The sequence below is a fragment of the Shewanella sp. DW31 genome (assembly GCF_015767295.1).
GTDB classification, from domain to species: domain Bacteria; phylum Pseudomonadota; class Gammaproteobacteria; order Enterobacterales; family Shewanellaceae; genus Shewanella; species Shewanella oncorhynchi.
Genome location: NZ_JADWMP020000009.1, coordinates 129,226 through 150,394, shown reverse-complemented (window position 1 = coordinate 150,394; position 21,169 = coordinate 129,226). Strand labels below are relative to the sequence as shown.

17 protein-coding genes are annotated in these 21,169 nt (G+C 45.9%); 9 read left to right on the top strand and 8 right to left on the bottom strand.

All coding sequences use genetic code 11. From position 1 onward, the window contains the following. Positions 1–71: 71 nt before the first annotated feature. From pta to GWI56_RS21830, 3 genes are all read left to right on the top strand, one after another. Positions 72–2,225, top strand: a complete 2,154-nt coding sequence (pta, locus tag GWI56_RS10030) for a phosphate acetyltransferase (protein WP_028760976.1) — start codon at positions 72–74, stop codon at positions 2,223–2,225. A 477-nt stretch (positions 2,226–2,702) separates the two neighbouring features. After that, a complete protein-coding gene (locus tag GWI56_RS10025) occupies positions 2,703–3,137 on the top strand; it encodes a hypothetical protein (protein ID WP_028760977.1) in 435 nt (144 codons plus the stop codon). Positions 3,138–3,706: 569 nt separating this feature from the next. Then, complete coding sequence (locus GWI56_RS21830; RefSeq protein ID WP_263206196.1) at positions 3,707–3,835, top strand: hypothetical protein; 129 nt, start codon at positions 3,707–3,709, stop codon at positions 3,833–3,835. A 102-nt stretch (positions 3,836–3,937) separates the two neighbouring features. Here the strand turns inward: GWI56_RS21830 and GWI56_RS10020 are convergent, their stop codons facing one another. Further along, positions 3,938–4,855 (bottom strand): class I SAM-dependent methyltransferase, encoded by a 918-nt coding sequence (locus GWI56_RS10020; protein ID WP_198572813.1) that lies wholly within the window; start codon positions 4,853–4,855, stop codon positions 3,938–3,940. Between the two features lie 3 nt (positions 4,856–4,858). Beyond that, a complete protein-coding gene (locus tag GWI56_RS10015) occupies positions 4,859–5,971 on the bottom strand; it encodes an AI-2E family transporter (RefSeq protein ID WP_198572812.1) in 1,113 nt (370 codons plus the stop codon). Between the two features lie 98 nt (positions 5,972–6,069). Here GWI56_RS10015 and folX point away from each other — a divergent pair, with 98 nt between their 5' ends. The 3 genes from folX to gltS all read left to right on the top strand — a co-directional run bounded on the left by folX (position 6,070) and on the right by gltS (position 9,169). After that, entirely contained in the window at positions 6,070–6,432 is a 363-nt protein-coding gene (folX, locus tag GWI56_RS10010) for a dihydroneopterin triphosphate 2'-epimerase (protein WP_198572811.1), read from the top strand. Positions 6,433–6,519: 87 nt separating this feature from the next. Further along, complete coding sequence (locus GWI56_RS10005; protein ID WP_168824167.1) at positions 6,520–7,413, top strand: TIGR01777 family oxidoreductase; 894 nt, start codon at positions 6,520–6,522, stop codon at positions 7,411–7,413. A 532-nt stretch (positions 7,414–7,945) separates the two neighbouring features. After that, a complete protein-coding gene (gene gltS, locus GWI56_RS10000) occupies positions 7,946–9,169 on the top strand; it encodes a sodium/glutamate symporter (RefSeq protein WP_113940752.1) in 1,224 nt (407 codons plus the stop codon). Between the two features lie 75 nt (positions 9,170–9,244). On the opposite strand, the gene lepB is transcribed toward gltS, so the two are convergent. The 3 genes from lepB to GWI56_RS09985 form a co-directional block, all read right to left on the bottom strand. Then, a complete protein-coding gene (lepB, locus tag GWI56_RS09995; RefSeq protein WP_198572810.1) occupies positions 9,245–9,907 on the bottom strand; it encodes a signal peptidase I in 663 nt (220 codons plus the stop codon). Between the two features lie 266 nt (positions 9,908–10,173). After that, on the bottom strand, positions 10,174–12,669 hold the full coding sequence (locus tag GWI56_RS09990) for an FtsX-like permease family protein (protein ID WP_198572809.1): 2,496 nt from the start codon (positions 12,667–12,669) through the stop codon (positions 10,174–10,176). Positions 12,670–12,671: 2 nt separating this feature from the next. After that, positions 12,672–13,400: an ABC transporter ATP-binding protein gene (locus GWI56_RS09985; protein ID WP_028760984.1), complete on the bottom strand. Its 729-nt coding sequence runs from the start codon at positions 13,398–13,400 to the stop codon at positions 12,672–12,674. A gap of 52 nt (positions 13,401–13,452) precedes the next feature. Here GWI56_RS09985 and GWI56_RS09980 point away from each other — a divergent pair, with 52 nt between their 5' ends. Together GWI56_RS09980 and GWI56_RS09975 are read left to right on the top strand one after the other, a co-directional pair. Continuing rightward, complete coding sequence (locus GWI56_RS09980) at positions 13,453–14,052, top strand: arylesterase (RefSeq protein WP_198572808.1); 600 nt, start codon at positions 13,453–13,455, stop codon at positions 14,050–14,052. A 145-nt stretch (positions 14,053–14,197) separates the two neighbouring features. Next, positions 14,198–15,265, top strand: a complete 1,068-nt coding sequence (locus GWI56_RS09975; protein ID WP_028760986.1) for a DUF3083 family protein — start codon at positions 14,198–14,200, stop codon at positions 15,263–15,265. Positions 15,266–15,352: 87 nt separating this feature from the next. Here GWI56_RS09975 and sohB read toward each other — a convergent pair whose 3' ends face one another. Then, complete coding sequence (gene sohB / locus GWI56_RS09970) at positions 15,353–16,369, bottom strand: protease SohB (protein ID WP_198572807.1); 1,017 nt, start codon at positions 16,367–16,369, stop codon at positions 15,353–15,355. A gap of 111 nt (positions 16,370–16,480) precedes the next feature. After that, positions 16,481–18,964 carry a VolA/Pla-1 family phospholipase gene (locus GWI56_RS09965; protein ID WP_198572806.1) on the bottom strand — a complete coding sequence of 828 codons (2,484 nt, stop codon included), beginning with the start codon at positions 18,962–18,964 and terminating at the stop codon, positions 16,481–16,483. A gap of 262 nt (positions 18,965–19,226) precedes the next feature. Between GWI56_RS09965 and GWI56_RS09960 the strand changes: the two genes are divergently transcribed. Beyond that, positions 19,227–19,964 carry a YciK family oxidoreductase gene (locus GWI56_RS09960; RefSeq protein WP_105252124.1) on the top strand — a complete coding sequence of 246 codons (738 nt, stop codon included), beginning with the start codon at positions 19,227–19,229 and terminating at the stop codon, positions 19,962–19,964. Positions 19,965–20,110: 146 nt separating this feature from the next. Here the strand turns inward: GWI56_RS09960 and GWI56_RS09955 are convergent, their stop codons facing one another. Then, a complete protein-coding gene (locus GWI56_RS09955; protein ID WP_198572805.1) occupies positions 20,111–21,076 on the bottom strand; it encodes an exo-alpha-sialidase in 966 nt (321 codons plus the stop codon). Positions 21,077–21,169 lie beyond the last annotated feature (93 nt).

Here is a 21,169-nt window from a genome sequence, read left to right as displayed (position 1 = left end):
TTACGTAGCCGTACTCACAAGCAAATTTGCAGAAACTATTCTGCCAAAAACCATCGAAACTAGAGGTTTTTATGTCTCGTAATATTATGTTAATCCCCATAGGTACCGGAGTCGGCCTGACCTCCTTAAGCCTTGGGATGGTGCGCGCACTGGAGCGCCACGGGGTTAAGGTTCAGTTCTTTAAGCCTATTTCTCAGCTTCGTCCAAACGATAATGGCCCAGAACGCTCGACCACTATTCTGAGCAAATCGCCAACAGTAAACCCCTTAGAGCCCTTCGACATGGCCCATGCCGAAGCCTTAATTCGCGCTGACCAAATCGACGTCTTAATGGAGCAAATCATCGCCCGTGCGGCCGATTGCGCTAGCAACACGGAGACCTTAATTGTCGAAGGTTTAGTGCCAACGCGTAATCATCCCTTCGCCGATGATGTGAACTATGCCATTGCTAAAGCCATGGATGCCGACGTGATTTTTATTGCCACACCAGGCAGTGATACGGCTACAGGGCTAATGAATCGCCTCGAAATCGCCTATAACTCTTGGGGCGGGAAAAAGAATAAACGCTTAATTGGCGCCGTAATTAACAAGATTGGAGCACCCGTTGACGACGAAGGTCGCGCGCGCCCTGACTTATCTGAAGTCTTTGATCACCAAGGTGTTCAACGCTCAGATGCGGCCAGCATGTTCCAACTGCCGGGTAAAAGCCCACTGCGTATCTTAGGCAGCGTGCCCTACAACCTTGATCTTGTCGCTCCTCGTGCGTCAGATTTAGCGAAACATTTAAGTGCACGCATTCTGAATGCTGGTGAAATGCATACTCGTCGTCTGCGTAAAGTAACCTTTTGTGCCCGCAGTATTCCGAATATGGTCACTCATATTAAGACTGACTCCTTGCTTGTAACCTCAGGCGATCGCTCAGATGTGATCGTATCAGCCTGTCTTGCGGCCATGAACGGCGTAAAAATTGGTGCCCTGTTATTAACTGGTAGCTACGAGCCGGAGCCAGAAATTCTTAAGCTGTGTGAACAGGCCTTTGAAACCGGTTTACCTGTGTTCTTGATCGACAGTAACACTTGGCAAACCTCGCTCAACATTCAACGTTTCGACCATGAAGTACCCGTCGATGACGCGGTTCGTATCGATCTGGTGCAGGATTATGTGGCCAGCCACATCGACCAAACGTGGATTGAAAGCGTGACTAAAAACTCACCCCGTGAGCATCGCCTGTCACCACCGGCTTTCCGTTACAAACTCACGGAATTGGCGCGTGCCGCCCACAAGACTGTGGTGCTGCCAGAAGGTGATGAGCCGCGTACCATTAAAGCGGCGGCCATTTGTGCCGAACGCGGTATCGCTCGCTGTGTACTTTTAGGTAAAAAAGATGAAATCCTGCGTATCGCCGCACAGCAAGATGTGGTGCTTGGCGAAGGCGTGATCATTATCGATCCAGAAGAGGTGCGCGACCGTTACGTAGAACCTATGTTGGAACTGCGTCGCAGCAAAGGCTTAACTGAAGTCGTTGCCCGTGAACAGTTAGAAGACAACATGGTGCTCGGCACTATGATGCTGGCGCAAAACGAAGTCGACGGTATAGTTTCTGGTGCGGTTAACACTACAGCCAATACCATTCGCCCACCACTGCAATTGATCAAAACGGCACCGGGCTCAAGCTTAGTTTCATCCATCTTCTTTATGCTGATGCCAGATCAAGTGCTTGTTTACGGTGACTGTGCGATTAACCCAGATCCCAATGCTGAGCAGTTAGCAGATATCGCCATCCAATCGGCGGAATCAGCAAAAGCCTTCGGTATCGAGCCAAGAGTGGCAATGATCAGCTACTCAACTGGCAACTCAGGTACAGGTTCTGATGTGGATAAAGTGCGTGAAGCAACCCGTATTGCCAAAGAAAAACGCCCAGATCTGATTATTGATGGTCCATTGCAATACGATGCGGCAGTCATGCCTAACGTTGCACGCTCTAAGGCACCTAATAGCCCTGTCGCTGGTCAAGCTACCGTTTTCGTGTTCCCAGACCTTAATACAGGCAACACGACTTACAAGGCCGTACAGCGAAGCGCCGATCTGATCAGTATTGGTCCTATGCTGCAAGGTATGCGCAAACCTGTGAACGACTTGTCTCGCGGCGCGTTAGTCGATGACATCGTCTACACTATCGCACTAACGGCAATTCAAGCCGCACAAAACGACGCAGCTAAAGGCTAACAGCATTAAATCTGCATAGCGTTACGCACAAAAAAGCACTGGTTATTACCGGTGCTTTTTTATGCTCAAATTTAGCGTAAACCATACCGTTGATCGCAAGAATCGCTTAATGGATAAGTCGAAATTACAAAAGATGAAGAAAAAACGAGAAATATCGAATTATGCAGTGTGAATAAGCTCGGCAAATTGCGAAAAATATCCACAAGTAGAAGTGGAACATAATGGAAAGCAGAAAAGCGTCACTTTTTAACCAGGAAATAAAGCAAGACAATATCAGTGACTTACAAAGTATCACTGAAGTCTTCAACATAGTTTTCCACAGTTTCTGTGGATAACCTTTTTATATGACTCCTAACTATATGCCACACACATGAGGTTTGAGTCAATGCTTTTCACAATAGACAGCGAATCACGACAAGACTTGTACATTACAGCTAAAATCGCGATACTCGGAACAAATTCCAATAACTAAAACTTATGCGAACTCTATTTTTTTTCTCCCTCCTGTTTCTCTTCGGTTGTGGCGATCCCTCAACGCAAGAGCAGCGCCAGTTATCACCGGAAGAAGTGAGCTTAGGCTTTTTTCAAGCGATTTATGTTGATCGTAATGTTGAACAAGCCAAGCAATACGTCGACGATCCCATTAAACAAGTGCTCACCCATTACCACATTGCCGCAGCCGTACAGCGTAATATGCTCGGCCTATCTATGACCAATGTTGAAATGGAAATTGATGATATCGATATCGACTTCTTCCGCAAATTTACCAAAGACGTCATTGTTGTGGTCAAAATGAAAGGTCTTAAAGGTGGTCAACCATGGATTGATGACAGGACCATACGCCTACACAAAATTGGGAGCCAATGGATTATCGTCGAACTTCTGCCTGAAAAGCGCAAAGTTAACGGTTAACCCCCTTTCTTGCCTGCTTTCACCGCGCATACCTTGTCATACAATCATTCTGCTTACTTTCAACCAAAAAAATAGCAACCTTAGGGTTGCTATTTTTTTGTGCTTGTTCTGTTATTTCCGACTCATAAGTACCGTCAGTTTAATCACTATCGATTAAGCTTGGATCACTTCTTCTTCGCTTTCAGCAGGTAAAGACGTTAGTACATCGTCTTTCACTTGATAATAAGCATTTTCGTATTCATGAACTTCCATAACAACTCCTGCTTGATTGGGTAAGGTCGCAGAGGCTTGCCATTCTATGCTGACATTTTGCCTATGAGGAAAGGGATACATTCCGTGGGCTGGAGTATAACAAAGCAAAAGCCACAATTACAGAAAACTTTCAGTTTTGTATCACCAAGCATAGTGTTTAAGGCTGGTTATCATTTAAATAGCTCACAATCAGTGATTCGACATGAAAGACTTTCACTTTCTACGAGGATATTGAGGCCATGCTGACGCCATTTCATCATTCGCTTTATACACAAAAGCGATTAACAGAAATCGCTTACATAAAATGAATCTAGGGAATGCCATTAGATGTTCAGGGCAGGCTTTATGGTGAAATTTCTATCCTCAAACACTTAGACCAACATCAAGTCAGTAAAGTGATTGAAACCTATGGGCGATCGCAGCTATCTGAGCGATTAAGCTACTGAAGAATAAGTGCTGTGTAATAAGCGACAGTGTCGAAAGCTAAACACTCAACCTAAGCCGACAAAAAAGGCCAGTTAATACTGGCCAGTTAAGCTAAATCAGGCCTAGGCTTGAGTCGATAAGCGGTAGCGAAGCACCTTAAGTGACTTCTCTTCCGACACATCCATAAAGGCTAGCGGATTGGCTAAGCGCTCTATGTATTCGAGTGCAGGTGCAGCTTCCGCTACCTGTTGACGCAGGAAAGTGGTATCGAGTTCAGGTGCATTTAGACACAGTAATACTTCGCCATTCTCGGCAAGCAACTCAGGTAAACGCCTAATTAAACGCACATAATCCTTAGTCGCGACAAAACTGCCCTTTTGATTGCTCGGTGGATCGGCAACAACAATGTCGTAGGGACCGAGCTTTTTCAGTTTGCCCCAAGATTTAAAAATATCATGGCCTAAAAAACGGGCTCCCGCGCTAAAGCCATTAAGCAAATGATTCTGCTTACCTATGCCTAATGCGCCTTTGCTCATGTCCATATTCACAACTTCATCGGCGCCCCCTTGTAATGCGGCGACCGAGAAACCACAGGTATAAGCGAACAAATTAAGCACCTTTTTATAACGGGCGTTTGCTCTCACCCACTCGCGGCCATTGGCCATATCGAGGAAGAGTCCGTGGTTTTGTCCGCGCATTAGGTGCACCTGAAACCGTGCGCCATTTTCGCTAACGATATGCGGCTCAGGCACTTCACCTTGCAATAATTGGGTAAACGTCTCCCCTGCACTACGGTATTGGTAGACTAAATTCAATTGGCTATCTGGCCGAATAGCTTGCCAGCGCGCTGCAATCGCCTGTTGGCAGAGGGTTAAATCCGTATCCTCCAAGGGAGTAAAGCTGGTCAGCAATAGTACGGGTGCAAACCAATCTAAACATAGGTGCTCACACCCCACGTAATGCCCACCGCGGCCGTGGAATAACCGCACCGCATCATCACCTAACTCAATTGTCGCTAGCGCTTGTATAAAACTTTGCATCTTCTATTGCTTACTCTCAGTTGCACTTGTATTGGCTTCATCGCCATTGGAAATTGCATTTTCCGTGTTACTGGCCAAGAGCTTATCTTCGATATCGTCCGATAATAAAATGGCTAACCAATTACCACTTTTACTCGATTCGAGGGCAATTTTAACCACCATAGTCAATGGCACTGACAGCAACATGCCCACAGAACCTAATAACCAGCCCCAGAAAATTAATGATAAAAACACCACTAAGGTCGATAACCCCAGACCGCGCCCCATAAATTTAGGCTCAATGATATTGCCCATCACCATGTTGGCACCCACGTACAAAAGTGCAGTCCCCCCCGCAGCCGCAGGGCCAAGCTGAATAAAAGCCAACAACACCGCTGGAATGGCGGCAATGATAGAACCAATATTGGGAATATAATTAAACAGGAAAGCAATCACCGCCCATAACATGGCGTAATCCACGCCGATGAAGGTCAATCCCACACCGACGATGATCCCAGTAGCCAAACTCACTAACGTCTTGATCACCATGTACTGATTCACAGATTGTAAAAAGCGGTCAATCTGCTTTAAGCGCATATCGGGATCGTCCAATGCCAGGTGCAATTTCTTTGGCAGCGACTGAGCTTCAAACAGCATAAAGACGATAGTGAGGATGATCAGAAATAAATTCGCCATCACATTGCCGACACCCGATAGCATATTCGTGGTCATAGACAAGGCCATACCTGGGTCAAAATAGGCTAATACCTGATCCTTCGAAATCTGAATATTTAATGCCTGTAATTTATGGATAATCCACGAAAACTGCTCCACCAGCTGATCGCGATATTGGGGCAATTGTTTAGAAAACTCATTGACAGAACTGCCGACGACTGAGGCTAACCATAGGCCCATCAACACAATAAAACCCATCAAGAGGATCACTGCCAGCCATTTAGGCACACGGAACTTTGTCATCAAACCGATTGCAGGATTACAAATCACCGCAAGAAAACTGGACAGCACAAACGGCACCACAATAGGGCTCGCCGCCTTAATCCCTGCCAAAATAATCACTACAAAGGCCATAACCGCAAAGCCACGATAAGCAGCAGAGGGCGCATTAGGTCGAGTCATTTATTAAAAATCCTTCTTGATCTTAGATAAAATTGTTAGGCTAACCCTTGAAACCACTTAACCTCAGCAACTTTAGCTTAAGATAGCCATTTGTCATTATGAAACCAGAAACCGCGATTATACGCATTAAAAACTTAAGACTTCGTACTTTTATTGGCATTAAAGAAGATGAAATCCAAAATCGCCAAGACGTGATCATCAATGTCGTGATCCATTATTGTGCCGAACGTGCCCGCAACAGTGACAATGTCGAGGATGCGCTCAATTACCGCACGATCACTAAAAAGATCATTGAACTGATTGAGAATAACCGTTTCTCATTACTCGAAAATCTCACCAGCCAAACGCTGGCCATCGCCAGTGAGCATCCTTGGGTTGAATTTGCCAGTGTCGAAATCGACAAACCCTATGCACTACGCTTTGCCGATTCAGTCTCGATGGAGTTATGTTATCAAAAATAATCTGGCTAAAAATACTCCGACTAAGTGATCGTTGCACACCGCATTTTGGTATATATCCGCAGAGCTTAACCAATTAAGAGAGGTTCCATGAATATACTGATCACCGGCGCAAGCGGCTTTATTGGTCGCCAATTAGTTGAACGACTGGCGCCATATCATCAACTGACGTTATTAACTCGCTCAGTGCAACAAACACAAAAAGTGCTCGGTAATCAGCACCATTACCTCGAGAGTCTCGATGCGCTAAGCGACTTAAATCACATTGATGCCATTGTAAATCTTGCGGGTGAACCCATAGTCGCTAAACGTTGGAGTAAAAACCAGAAGCAACGCATTTGTGATAGTCGCTGGAATATTACGGCAAGATTAACTCAGCTAATACAACAGAGTAGCACTCCTCCTCAGATCATGGTGAGTGGTTCGGCAGTAGGTTATTACGGGCGGCACGATGATAAATTACTCGATGAGTCTAGTGGCGCCCATGTTGAGTTTAGCCATGACATCTGTCGAAAATGGGAACAAGAGGCGCTAAATGCAACCTCAGAGCACACACGCGTCTGTATTATCCGTATTGGTATCGTGCTAGGTAAAGGTGGTGCCTTAGAGAAAATGTTACCGCCATTTAAACTCGGACTCGGTGGCCCAATTGGCCATGGACGCCAAGGTATGAGCTGGATCCATGTGCAGGATCTCATTTCCCTTATTGATTTTTTACTCACTCAACAACACTGTAAAGGCATATTTAATGCCACTGCACCCAATCCAGTGAGTAACGCTGTGTTTACCAAAGCGCTCGGAAAAGCACTTAATCGCCCAGCGTTAATCACGACCCCACCGCTTGCATTACGCTTAGCGATGGGCGAAATGTCGGAGCTGCTGACAGAAGGGCAATTTGTTTACCCCAAACGTGCCCTCGAAGCGGGTTTTCAGTTTCAATTCAGTGATCTTGATAACGCCTTAACAAACGTGTTAGCCAAATAGGCTAGCACGCTAGAGCCCAAACTCAGCTTTAATATGCTGATAAAATCAGTCACTGATGCAGGCGGTTCTTAGTACTCAAATCCGCTCAACAACCAGGTATATTGTAGCGTCAATCTTGCCATTATTTTAGCAACACTAGAAAAACAAGAATGTAACATCATGATTTATATTATGATTTAGCGACAATCCGTCCATTTTCTGCTAAACTCGCCTCCATTCGGTCATAGGAGGCACGCATTAACCGCCTCAGCCTTGACCACAGATAGACTCAGCAACACCTCATAAATAGACAGTTATTTATGCTCAGGAACAGGCTATTTAATCTGCTGTTCTTGGTCTGTAGACCATAAAACGATACACACTCGCGCCTACTCGTCCTTTAAATTTTTTATCGGATTGACACTGATCTGTCCTCGACATCAAGCGCTTAACATCCAGCATTAGCAGGTACTTAATAACAAGATGGGTTACTTCTCATTGGACATTGTGCCCAATGAAACGCCCGCACTAAGACAGTTTGTAAGGAATTTTCATGCACACGACCTATATGATTGGCGAGCTAGAATCATTTTTAATTGCCATTTTCGTGCTGTTTATCGGCCACTCTATCAATCGCCATGTACGTGTCTTCAGGCAATATAATATCCCCGAACCCATAGTGGGTGGCCTTGTTGTCGCCGCGGGAGTCACATTTCTTCACTTTCAAAATATCAGTCTCGACTTCAGCCTATCACTGCAAAATACCTTAATGCTGATGTTTTTTAGCACCATTGGCCTCTCGGCAAACTACAAGCTATTGCTCAGCGGTGGTAAAAAAGTCTTCATCTTTTTAGGTGTGGCCTCAGTGTATATTGTGATTCAAAATGCCGTCGGCGTCAGTTTAGCCAGCCTATTGGGGCTCGATCCCATCATGGGACTTATCGCAGGATCAATTACCCTGTCGGGCGGCCATGGTACCGGCGTCGCTTGGTCACAAACCTTTGCTGAGCGCTACGGTATCAACACCTTAGAGTTTGCTATGGCCGCGGCAACCTTTGGTTTGATCATGGGTGGGATCATCGGTGGCCCCGTCGCGCAGCGATTAATCGGTAAGCATAATCTTGTTTCTCGCTATGGGGTTGGCCGCAAGCATCACAGTGAACATCCACATTTAGTCACTTATGATCACTTAGAAGAAGACCAAGTCACCGCCAAAACCATATTAGAAACTCTGTTTGTGCTGTTGTTGTGTGTTGCAGGATCAAAATGGCTCACGCTGTGGATCAGCCAATCGGGTATTGCATGGCTAAAAATGCCCGACTTTGTATATGCTCTTTTTCTTGGCGTGCTCATCGCTAATCTCACAGAACTCACCCGCGGTTACAAACCCCATACCGAAAGTATCGATGTGATAGGGACGGTCGCACTGTCTCTCTTCCTCTCAATGGCCTTAATGACTTTAAAATTATGGGAAATTTTTGATTTAGCGATCCCGCTATTGGTGATTTTACTGGTACAAACCGCAGTGTTAGCCATTTTTGCCTATTTCGTGACGTTCAAAGTCATGGGCAGTAATTACGATGCTGCGGTGATCACCGGTGGCCACTGCGGCTTTGGTATGGGTGCAACCCCAACAGCGGTAATGAATATGGGCGCGCTAGTCTCACGCACAGGGCCATCACCCCAAGCCTTTATGGTAGTACCTATCGTCGGAGCTTTCTTTATCGACATAGTTAACTTAATTGTCTTACAGGGCTATCTGAGCTTTATGAAGTAGTTGCGAATAAACCAATCACTTAAAAAATAGGGCGCCGACTTTGGCGCCCTATTTCATGGTTCAAAATAGTTAAGACTAGAATTCACGCATTAAGCGTTCAGGCCGAGGCAGGTAATTATCATCATAATCAAGGGAGAAAACGACTGAACTTGAACGGCCAACAATCTCATCACGGGGCACGAAGCCAATAACCCGAGAGTCTGCGCTGTTATCACGATTATCACCCAGGGCTAAATAATGCGCATCCGGCACTGTGACAGGTCCAAAATTGGCAAGCCTTGAGGGTACAGGGTTAAGGCGAATACTGTGGACCATACCGAGTAAATTTTCCTGCATTTCTGTCACATCAGCGGGAGCATAAGCACTCAATGCTTGGGATGTGTAGCTAAGCATTTCACCGTTTAAATACAAGCGATTATCCTGCATCATCACAGTATCGCCTGGCACAGCTATTACCCGCTTAATCAGTTTTTTATCGGCCTTTTTCGAGTCAAATACCACAATATCGCCACGAGCAGGATCTGCCAGTTTAACTAATGCAATATGCGTAAATGGCACCCTAAGATCATAAGCCATCTTATTAACAAGAATGCGATCACCCTCGACGATAGTCGGCAGCATAGAACCCGATGGCACAGTATTCCAATCGGCCACCGCGCTCCTGAACACTAGCATTAAACTGATAAACAGAAAAAAGGAGCGATTATCCTTAAGCAGTTTTGTTATTCCTTTGAACATAATATTCCCTCTATGGCATATATAAGCTAGTCGCTGTTCTCAGTTAGATAGACCCATTGCATTGCACTAAGTTCTGTTGCTACCTGCTTAAGCACAGATCAATTTGTAAGCCGATGTAAAAAGCATATTCAATTCAAGTGCAGCAGAATCAACCCCATAACAAAAAAGCACTGAGCTTATGTCGCATCAGTGCTTTTAATGTTGGCTCAGCTTGTTGTCTTAATAAGCTTTATGTTTTAGCCCATCAACAGAGTTCACAAACCGCCCTAGCTCCCAGCCTTTAATAGCTCAGAGCAAGATTGGCTGAGCAATTGTCGACAACGCCAAACCCCTAGTAAGGCGACGATTAAGGCTCCAGAAACAGGGGCAATACCCCACCAAGGCCAGTGCATGTATACATTAAGTTCAAATACTTGCGTCTTAAGTAGATATAACGCAAATTCGGCCACAATTACGGCTAACACACCCGCAATACCGCCAAGTAAGGCGAACTCTAAACCCGTTGCACTGCGCAATAACCATCCTGAGGCACCAAAGGTACGTAACACCGCCAGTTCACGTTGCCGAGTTGCCATGCCCGCTTCAGTCTGTGCAATCAAGACTAAGGCACTGGCTAATAACACTAAGGCCAGCACTAAAGACAACGACAGCGACACTTGCTCAATTATCTGCCGCAACTGCCCCACCATAGCGCCAACATCTATGATCGATATGGTCGGGAATTGCTGAATAAGCGCAAGGATCACTGCATCCTTAGGCGTACCATCAGCATTCATAGTCTTATCGTTAGTCGCCTGATCATTCAGATAGAAACTCGCCATCGAAGTATAAGCAAAAGGCGCGAGCGCTTCTTGGGTGAAAATCATAAAGAAGTTCGGTTGCAGTGTTTCCCAATGCACGGCACGAATACTGGCAACTTTAACTGTGAGCTCTTGATTATCAATCACGTAAGTCAGCTTATCGCCAAGACCAATACCTAAACGCTCCGCCACGCCAGACTCCACCGACACTTCATCGACGGCTTGATTAAAATGCCCCTCTAACAGTTCGTTGTTAGCAGGCAGTGTATTGCGCCACGTTAGATTTAACTCGCGCGAAATGCCCACTCTCCCCTTTTCACCCGCTTCGGACTGTTCATTCGAAATCAGTGCTTCACCATTAATTTGGGTTAACCGGCCACGGATCACCGGATAAATGTCCGTCGCCACTATCCCCTTAGTAGTCATGAAATCATTCAAGGGCTTTGCATCATCAGGCGCAATATTGACAAGGAAATAATTAGGCGCATTTTCGGGCAACTGTTTTTGCCATTCGTTAAGTAAATCTTGTCTTAACGCCAAAATAGTCAATAACAGTACCAGTGCAGCGCTAAAGCCAACCAATTGCACCGCATTTTGCCGCGCACGACGCCTTAGCCCCGCCAGCGCTAATTGCAAAGGATTGGTAGTCTTCATACCAACACTGTGTCCTGCTCGTATCATCACAAATCCAAGCAGACTTAATAGCACTGCCAGCAATAGCACAGCCGCGACCACTGTCAGAGTCAAAGTCCAACTTTGGGAATACAAATAGCCCAATAGCGCCATAGCCCCTAGACTCAGTAGCAAATGCAGCCACATACCAAGCTGTAAGCCTTCTAACTGGCGCTGCAACACCCGCAGTGGCGGAATAGCCAGTAAACGCATCAATGGATAAGCCGAAAACATAAAGGCGCTGATGAGCCCAGTGCTGATACCGAGTAATAATGGCCGTGTGAGTGGCGGTGAATAGGCCGCAATTTCGGGTGGCAAGAGATAACTGATCCCAAAATCGAGTAACCCTCCCCCAATAAGGCCTAGACCAATTCCCAGTAGCGTTACCAACAATAAATGAGTACCAAACAACAGGCGAATTTGCTTTGCCGAGGCGCCAAAGGTTTTCAGCATGGCCACCACATCGTAATGGCGCTGACAATAACGCTGGGCGGCAATACCGATCGCCGCGCAGGCCAATGCAATGCCCATCAAACTTGCCAGCAGTAAGAAGCGCTCCGCTCGCTTAACGGCTCCCGCAATCGGCGAGTCACCGGATTGCACATCGACCCAACGCTGGGTACTATTCAAAAGCGGTTTAACACTTTGTTCAAAGGCCGTAAGCGAGGCTTCATCTCCGGCAAATTGATACAGATAAGTCACGCGACTGCCCGGTTGAATAACACCTGTTTTGGCGACATCCTCCATCCGCATCAATACCACAGGCGATGAAGCAAAAGGATTAAAACCTGCGTCGGGTAAGCGGCTGATCTCATTGCTGAGCACAAATTCGCTGTTACCTAGTTCGATGGATTTGGGATAACCCAAAAGTCCGCCTAAGCGAGTCTCAAACCAGATTTCGCCCGCTTGAGGTAACGCCTTTGTTTTACCGCTGGTGAGTTCAATATCCCCCTTAAGCGGGTAACCCGACTCTACGGCGCGTACTGTGACTAACTGAAACTTATCTCCCGAATAGACCATGGAATTAAATTGCATGTTAGTCACATGCTTAAGCCCAAGCGCTTCGGCTTTGGATAAAATCGCCGCATCAATTTTAACCGGCGAATCGATAATACGGTCGGCCGCAATAAACTGTGAAGCTTGACCACTAATTGCCACTTGCAGACGTTCACTCACCCGCGCCAAGCCACTCACAGACAAAACTGCGAGCGTAATAGCGAGGATAATCAATAACAATTGTCCTTGCTGTAACTCGCGTTTAAACAGGCGCCATGCCAGACTTAACTCCATTATTAAGCCTCCTTAACATCAGCTAGCAGTTCTGTTTGAGTGATATCTTCCTGTAAATGGCCGTTATCCATCACTAGTTGACGCTCACACCGCTTGGCCAGCAGCAGATCATGGGTAACAAGGACTAAGGTTGTATGGCTTTCTTGATTAAGCTCAAACAACATATCGGCAATCTTATGGCCGTTGACGCTGTCTAAATTGCCTGTTGGTTCATCGGCAAACAAAACTGTAGGTTCACAGATAAAAGCGCGGGCAATCGCCACCCTTTGCTGTTCACCACCCGAAAGCTGTTTGGGTAAATGGGTCAAGCGATGGGATAAACCAACACGCACCAACATGGCCTGCGCTTTTTCCTTGGCATTGCTCACACCCGCAAGCTCGGCGGGTAACATGACGTTCTCGAGTGCAGTTAAGGTATCCACTAACATAAAGGATTGAAAAATAAAGCTGACCTTCTGTTTACGCAGTGCCGCTTTTTGCTCTTCATTCAGTGGTGATAATGCCACACCATCGAGCCAAATCTCCCCCGACGTAGGCGTATCAAGCGCCGCAAGCAATCCCAATAAGGTGGATTTGCCTGAACCTGATGGGCCGAGAATAGCCACACTCTCACCTTGCTTGACATCTAAGTTAATGCCCTTGAGGATAGTGAGCGTTCCTTCCTGAGTAATCACTGATTTTTCGAGGTTAACAACATTAATGGCACTGTTTTTTAAGATGACGTTAGACATAGGATCCTTCTTATATAAATCGTTCTGGTATCAATCGCTAAGATTAAAATCAATGGCGAAGACCCTAGGGGCATTCATCCTACTGAGTGTACTCATGGTCACGCCCGCTCACGCGGCAAAGATACTGATCCTCGGCGATAGCTTAGGCGCTAGCTACGGCATGGCAGAACAGTCAGGCTGGGTAGCACTACTGCAAAAAAATCTGCCCGAACATCAGTTTACCAATGGCTCAGTGAGCGGCGAAACCACAGCGGGCGGCCTACGCCGATTACCCGCCTTGCTCGATTCTGTTGCTCCCGATCTTGTGGTCGTTGAGCTAGGAGGTAATGATGGTTTACGTGGATTCCCCCCAACGCAACTCGAAAATAATCTAATCCAAATCATTACCCTAGCCAAAGATAGCGGCGCAAAAGTGCTGCTGACCGAGATCATGGTACCGCCTAACTATGGCCCTCGCTATACCCAAAAGTTCACCCAAGTGTATCAAGACATATCTAAAACCCAGAATATAGTGTTGATCCCCTTCTTTATGCAGGATATCGCGCCCCATCCAGAATTAATGCAAAGGGATGGCATTCATCCCAACGAAAAGGCGCAAGCTCAGATTGCGGCTTGGATGCAACCATGGATAGAAAATGCGTTAACCCAATAAAATAGCTGCTATTTTAAGCTAACGAACCGCTTACTTAGCTAAACTCATGTTCAACGGATAAAAACGTGTTCTAACGCAAGATTCACCCTATAGATAAACAGTAAAATTCGTGTTAGCAAATGGTTAACTCAAACAAGGAGTCAATATGTCCCTTAGCCATCAGCAAAAAGTGTACATACCCAAGGAAGCCCGTACAAATCAATACATCACAGCCGAAATCAAGGTGACGGATGAGCTACTCAATCAATATCCCGATTATCAAAGCTGTTATCAAACGTTAAGCCGTTTGATATTTAATTTGGCAGAACAACACGATCTCCGTAATGTTCACGTGATCACTAACGATAAACTGCCAGTAGTGCGTTACCATACCGAAGCATATTGCTTCCAAACCACTGAACAAATTCTATTTTTTTATAACCCAGCCTACCACGAAGCCCAAAACTTATTCTCGCAAGAAAACTATCGCGCCCGTAAACTGCGCATTGTGTTTCTCGCCACAGGTGACGATATTCGCAGTAATTCCGCCAGTTTCCATATCAAGGTGCGTGAGTTACTCACTGAATTAATGCCCTTAATGCCAATAAGCGATCTTAAGGTTAAGGTCCGCGACCATCAGCATTTATCCTATGATCTGTTCGCAAAAGCTAAGGGCTATAAAGAAACCTATGGTTATAAACTGCGCGCCATCGGCCCAAGATATAAAGCCAGAAAATGTGAGTTACCAGAAAACGTTAGCTCTCTTACCTATGTGACGGTGAGCTTGCCGCTGAGCCGCAAACTCAAACAGGGTTTATTACCTGACTCAGCCACTGACTTTACGCCTTTATATCAGCATCTTGAAGACTGCTTCCTCAAAGCGGCAGCTAATAGACAGCTGACACGCCTTGCTATGATAGCGAACGGCTTAACACCACTTGTGCGTAACAGTAAGTTTGAAAAGCTCGACAGCAAAGCCGAAGTACAAATGATAGGGTTTGATCCTAATGCGACTGAGCAACAAGTTATCCGTCGTTGGGATGCCGATAACTTAGTCGAAGCCGCGCACTTTACCATAGTGGCAGGTACTAAGGACTGTGACGATTCGGGTTTCGGTCGTTTTATGAACAATGTTGAAACGGCTCTGAAGGCCTTCGCAGCCGACATAGGTGTCGATCCGGAGCGTGAAGATCTCATCGTACGCTTCCATCAACATATCAGCTATCAAATCTAACCCACTTCGGTATTAGCCGCGAAAGCTCAGCAAATGAAAACGCCTGCAAATGCAGGCGTTTTTACTTTTATTCACCAATAGACAGAATTACATAGGACGATTTTTTTCTATGAGGCGATTGAAAATAGCGTTCACAGACAAAGAGGCACCGTGGGCAATTTTATCAGCGAGTTTCTTTCTCACCTGATAACGTATCTTGTACACAGTACGCTCTGTGGCGAGTGACATTATCACATCATCGCTGGTCGAAATCGCATCAACTAAACCTAATTCAATAGCTTGCTGACCGTACCAATGCTCGCCAGTAGCGACTTTCACTAAATCCAACTCAGGGCGATACTTACCAACAAACGCTTTAAATAAGACGTGGGTTTCTTCGAGTTCTTCTTGAAACTTCTGTCTTCCCTCATCGGAGTTTTCACCAAATACTGTCAAGGTGCGCTTAAAATTACCGGCCGTATGTTGCTCATAATCAATTTCATGCTTTTTCAGCAGGCGATTAAAGTTAGGCAGTTGAGCAACAACACCAATAGAACCGACAATGGCAAAAGGTGCAGCATAAATTTTATTCGCTACACAAGCCATCATATAGCCACCACTGGCGGCGACTTTATCAACACAGACAGTCAATGGAATATCTGATTGACGTAAGCGATCTAACTGGCTGGAGGCTAAACCATAACCATGCACCATACCACCGCCACTCTCTACATTGACAACCACTTCATCGCCTTTTTCTGCGATAGCGATAATTGCACTGATTTCTTCACGCAGTGATGCAACCTCAGCGGCATCGATACTGCCCTTAAAATCAATCACGAACACTTTGCCCGTGCAGGCTTCATCTGCGGCTTTGTCTTTTGCCTTTTCGTCAGCTTTTAATTGCTTTTCATAGGCTTTGAATTGTTTCTTTGACAGAAGTTCTTCTTTTAAGCCATGCTTAAGTTCTTCTAACTCTTCAGACAAGTTAGTGATCCTCAGCTCGCCCTTATCTGACTTGTGTTTTACAGTAGAAGCCAACACCACAATAATAACGGCAACGATTGCGACCACTATTGTGACGGCTTTCGCCAAAAACATTCCATACTCGTATAAAAATTCCAAAGTGTTCTCCGTTAGGGCGTTACATCATTCAGTCAATTGCGCGCTATTCTAACAGCCTAAAAGCCCATAAAAAAACCCAGCAAAGGCTGGGTTTTTCCGATTAAGGCAAGATTAGTTAGGACAAGTCGCAATGACCCCACTGTTTGTCACTAAAATCGTCACGTCGTCCTTACCTGCAGTAGCAGCATAGGTTGCCACTTGAGTCTGCATTTCAACCGTGGCAGCCGCGGCCATACCATCCGTTGATTCCTTTTCTTTAGGATCAACAATCGAACTGTGGTGACCTTTAGCGAAACGCACAACGCCATGACCTTTGCTCGTGCTATCGGCACAAGGTAGCCCGATGGCAGCGATCAGCGGCTCAGTGCCCGATAATGGGAAGTTATCGACGCGATTAGGCAGCACTTGATCTGCTAAGTTACCGTTACCATCACCCGCAACTTCAATTAAGTGCACAGGTAAGCCAGTCGCTTTTAACATAGCAGCATGGTTAACAGGATCTGCAGAATCTACCGCTGTTTGAACCGCAAAGGCAAACGTCGGAATAAACTGTGCGTATACCGCCTGCACCAGTGCCGCATATTCAGGGCTACCAGGCTCATAACCTGCTGTATTAGCCGCATCGACCTGTGCTTGGAAAGTTGCAGATGCCGTAATATTACTAAACAGTACTGGGCCAAAGGTTGCAGAACCTGCGAATGATCCTGCTAATCCACCTGCTGGCGCAACTAAGGATACAGCATTGATAACATAAGCATTTGGCAAGGCATCGCCGGTTGCTGGATTCTTCATACCTGTGCTGGCATAGGTCGCAAAATCGGTGCCCACAATGGCGCCTAAACTCAGACCTTGAGCACTGATTTTAGTCACATCAAATACTTGCGGCTGACCTGCTTGTGCTAAGCCCTGTGCTAAGCCCGTAAGAGCAAGACGCACCCCTAAATGGTCCATCGTCGCTTGACGGAAATTATCTCGCACCGACAAAGTGCTAGAAATATTCACAAACACCAACGGGTTACCATTTTTAAAGGCGTCCGGTTTACCAACAACTGCACCGAAGGCAGGATCTGTCGCAGAGACTTCATAAATCCCATCTCCGTTAGCATCAAATGAACGCGCACCGTGAAGTGGCATATCAATAGCAACAGTCGCAACCCCCATTGCCGCATACGTGCCGGCATAGGCCAATGACATTTCTTTACCGCCACCTAAACCGTGAAGGGCAATTGTTGTTGGCCAACCAGATGTAGGAGGAATAAACTCACGACCTTGCTGTTGATAAAAAGCGGCCAATTTCGTTGCATTGGGCATAGAAATCAGTACGGATACTGTTTCATAACCTTTGATTGCTGGAATAGGATTGAACTTAGTCAGATGTTTGGTTTTATCAACTGCCGTACCATCATCTAAAACCCATGTTTTACCCGCCATTAACGAGGGATTGGCTAAAGCATCAGCAGGGTTGGCAATACCATTAGCCACGGCTTGCATACCAAAATTATTCTGGCTGAGTGTGCCCGCTTGCAGGGCTAGTAGCACAGAGACAGGGCTATCACCTTGGGCTTTCCAATGACCATTAATTAATGGTTTACCTTCAGCGGATAAACAACCAACTGAAGAACAATCACCGTAAATAGGCAGTTTAATTTTTGCCGTATACACATCAGCCAAGTTTGCGGCAACATAGGCAGCTCCAGCAGCCGGTGTTAAGCCCGCCACTTGAGCCACAGTCAATCCAGTTGGTGTTGGCATCTGGGCAAAGCTTGGTGCATAGGGAGCACCCTTCGCCATCAGCAATTTGGTGGTTTCATAGACGTTAGCAACAGACTGAGTTGTAAATAAGCCAGAGTAACTGATGGTTAAAGGATCGACCTTATGGGCCGCAGCAATCCCTTTCTCATAACTATTCACTAAGGTTTGCAGCATCAATTGGTCTGGCGTTTCTAAAGGTAACGTATTGATATCCAGCTTCAACAAACCATAGGTCGTTGAAGGAGCGATACCACGACCTTCAGAATCTTGAATAAGATTCGTTGTCGCATAAATATAAGATTGCCCAGCTTTGAGTGGCTTAAGCGGAATTATTACCACTTTTTTGCCCGAAGCGGTTGATATAAAGTCAACGCCAAACTGCAACTCAGCACCCACTTTACAGGCTGAAACTGACGGTTTAGCCTTACATTCGGGATCAGACGATAATGCGCCGCCTACTGTGGCTTCAAACATTCTGACAGCACCCGGTTGTGCAACCGATGCCGCCATTAAGGTCAGCGGTGTACCGTCATGTTTTTTCGCCAAATCGATATCAATAGAAATCGGTGATGTTGTCGACCACCCATCTAACGCCCCAAGCGCTATTTGTGGATCAACATAATTGCCCGAGCTTTCACCCGGAATCGATAATGTGCCATCTTTGGTGCCACTGAACAGCAAATCATTCGGTAATGGAACTTTTGAATTAGCAGGGTCGAACACCATGTGCGATTCAGGGATGAGCACTTCTGTCTTATCCTTGAGTTCATTAAAACTGTCCTCACCACATCCTGTGAGGCCCAGTGCAGATGCAATCGCAACACCCAAAATGAGTCTTTTCATCTTTTTTCCCCAAATCTTGTTGTAATAGTTTTGTTTTCCCCAAGAAATTAGTCACAATAGCTTTTAGATCTGTGACCAATAGGGCTTATGTTAGCCCCTAACTCATTTCAAGTTAACGTAAAAATATTGAGTTAGCCACAAGTTTGTCACAAAGATTTTAGCTATTGATAACAAAGTTTCATTCATTTGTTTGAAACATGCGTTTATCACTTCGGCGACTCTAGAAGTGGCGGGCATTCTCGCCAAGAGGAAAAAGAGACTCATGTTGGAATATCAAGCAGCAAAAGATTTACTCAAGGGCAAGACGATTTTAGTCACAGGCGCTGGTGCTGGCATAGGCCGAACCGCCGCCATTGAGTTTGCAAAACACGGCGCCACTGTGATTTTACTTGGTAAAACAGTGAAAAAATTGGAAGCAGTTTACGACGTAATAGAACAAGCCGGTTATCCCAAACCTGCTATAGTGCCATTAGATCTTAAGGGCGCAACGGAACAAAATTACCGCGATATGGCCGATACCATTGCCGAGCAATTCGATCATTTAGACGGCTTATTACATAACGCTAGCTTACTCGGTGCCTTAGGTCCGTTTGAACACATAGATATTCCATCACTCGAAGACGTGCTCAAAGTGAACGTCACGGCCCAAGTCATGCTAACTAAAGCATTACTACCTGTGATGCGCCAAGCACCCAGTGCATCGATTATCTTTACGTCGAGCAGTGTGGGTCGTCAAGGCCGCGCTTATTGGGGACCTTATGCCTTCTCTAAATTTGCCACCGAAGGCATGATGCAAGTTCTCGCCCATGAATGCGATGGCACCTCAGTTCGAGTTAACAGCATCAATCCAGGAGCTACCCGCACTGAGATGCGCGCTAAAGCCTACCCTGCAGAGAATCCTCTGGATCTCAAAACCGCTGAAGAGATCATGCCGACCTATCTCTATTTGATGGGTCAAGATTCTAGTGCCGTCAACGGACAGCAGTTTAACGCACAGTAATCGAATCGCTTATTGAGTTTCTGCCGGTATGATTCAGCAATATTAAAGGGCCTATCAAGGGCTCTTTAATATTTTAGATATTCTCAAAATGAAACCCAGAACTTGTCGATGACATTAAGTACGACAAAGATACCGCACCGCCAATCTTAGCTTAAATGAATTTTTGCAAAATAAATCATAGCTTTAGCTTTGGCGACTCTGTTTGATTCATCAAGCGAATTTTGCGTATCCAGCTGTGAGTCAGCTAACTCATGGCTGGAGTAATAACTTACCCACAACTCATTTCCATCAATAACAACGCCCGCATAACTAGTATCGCCCTTCGATGGCAGTGTCAGTAGTTCTTGAACCACGCCAGTATCTGGATGAATTTCAACTAAAGCCGTTCGAACTTGTTCATCATATAAACGCACTACAGCCAACAAACGGGATTGATACATCAACATCACTGGCCCACCAATGCGCTTATCGAGTTCTTGCCATTGCCAATCAGTGAATGGCATTTGACTGCGGCCGAGTAAACCGACAAATTCTGGGCCCCATACGGGATCGCGCCTCAATAGACAAAAGCCGTTTTCTTGATGAAAAACAATGGCAGTTTCGTTGACATAACCTTGATTATTAAACACCTTTAACCAAGTCTCAAACTGCACCCCATCATCACTTTTATACAAGCGGGTATCGCCATCAGGCCCAGCGCGATAACCCACGCCATAGAGTGCATTTTGATGCTCGGTTAAGCGCCATAACCAATAGCCTTTATCAGCGACTTTTAACGCATCCGACCACGCTAGCCCATTGGCTGAGCGCCAAAGATATGATTGTAAGCCAGACTTATCGTGTAAAGTCCCGCCACCGAGTAAGAGTAATGCCCCTTGATACTCTATCAGTTTGCCATCGCGTAAATCCGCCTCATCCGAACGGATCAGCGCCACGCTCTGCCAAGTGTCGCCTAAATCCGCTGAGCGTAGAATTCGTAGCGCACCATCGGGTGACACATGGGCAGTCCCTTCACGGAAAACGCAAAACAGTGCCCCCTGAAACGTGATTAAATCGGTAAACGCATTATGGGCAGCGTGTTCCCAAATCCGTTTCACTGAAATTAGCTTCATCCATTCACTCCTCAATCCAACTGAGACTTGTTATAACATAGCTGCAAATAACAGAAAGCAAAAAGGCCGCTTAGCGGCCTTTTTCATTGGGAT

Excerpts from the sequence above, each read along its gene's own strand:
- GWI56_RS09960 (WP_105252124.1), top strand. The coding sequence starts at position 19,227 with ATGTTGGAATATCAAGCAGCAAAAGATTTACTCAAGGGCAAGACGATT.
- GWI56_RS21830 (WP_263206196.1), top strand. The coding sequence starts at position 3,707 with ATGCCATTAGATGTTCAGGGCAGGCTTTATGGTGAAATTTCTATCCTC.
- lepB (WP_198572810.1), bottom strand. The coding sequence starts at position 9,907 with ATGTTCAAAGGAATAACAAAACTGCTTAAGGATAATCGCTCCTTTTTT.
- GWI56_RS09965 (WP_198572806.1), bottom strand. The coding sequence starts at position 18,964 with ATGAAAAGACTCATTTTGGGTGTTGCGATTGCATCTGCACTGGGCCTC.
- GWI56_RS09955 (WP_198572805.1), bottom strand. The coding sequence starts at position 21,076 with ATGAAGCTAATTTCAGTGAAACGGATTTGGGAACACGCTGCCCATAAT.
- GWI56_RS10015 (WP_198572812.1), bottom strand. The coding sequence starts at position 5,971 with ATGACTCGACCTAATGCGCCCTCTGCTGCTTATCGTGGCTTTGCGGTT.
- GWI56_RS09985 (WP_028760984.1), bottom strand. The coding sequence starts at position 13,400 with ATGTCTAACGTCATCTTAAAAAACAGTGCCATTAATGTTGTTAACCTC.
- GWI56_RS09975 (WP_028760986.1), top strand. The coding sequence starts at position 14,198 with ATGTCCCTTAGCCATCAGCAAAAAGTGTACATACCCAAGGAAGCCCGT.
- GWI56_RS09980 (WP_198572808.1), top strand. The coding sequence starts at position 13,453 with ATGGCGAAGACCCTAGGGGCATTCATCCTACTGAGTGTACTCATGGTC.
- GWI56_RS09990 (WP_198572809.1), bottom strand. The coding sequence starts at position 12,669 with ATGGAGTTAAGTCTGGCATGGCGCCTGTTTAAACGCGAGTTACAGCAA.
- pta (WP_028760976.1), top strand. The coding sequence starts at position 72 with ATGTCTCGTAATATTATGTTAATCCCCATAGGTACCGGAGTCGGCCTG.
- folX (WP_198572811.1), top strand. The coding sequence starts at position 6,070 with ATGAAACCAGAAACCGCGATTATACGCATTAAAAACTTAAGACTTCGT.
- GWI56_RS10025 (WP_028760977.1), top strand. The coding sequence starts at position 2,703 with ATGCGAACTCTATTTTTTTTCTCCCTCCTGTTTCTCTTCGGTTGTGGC.
- GWI56_RS10005 (WP_168824167.1), top strand. The coding sequence starts at position 6,520 with ATGAATATACTGATCACCGGCGCAAGCGGCTTTATTGGTCGCCAATTA.
- GWI56_RS10020 (WP_198572813.1), bottom strand. The coding sequence starts at position 4,855 with ATGCAAAGTTTTATACAAGCGCTAGCGACAATTGAGTTAGGTGATGAT.
- gltS (WP_113940752.1), top strand. The coding sequence starts at position 7,946 with ATGCACACGACCTATATGATTGGCGAGCTAGAATCATTTTTAATTGCC.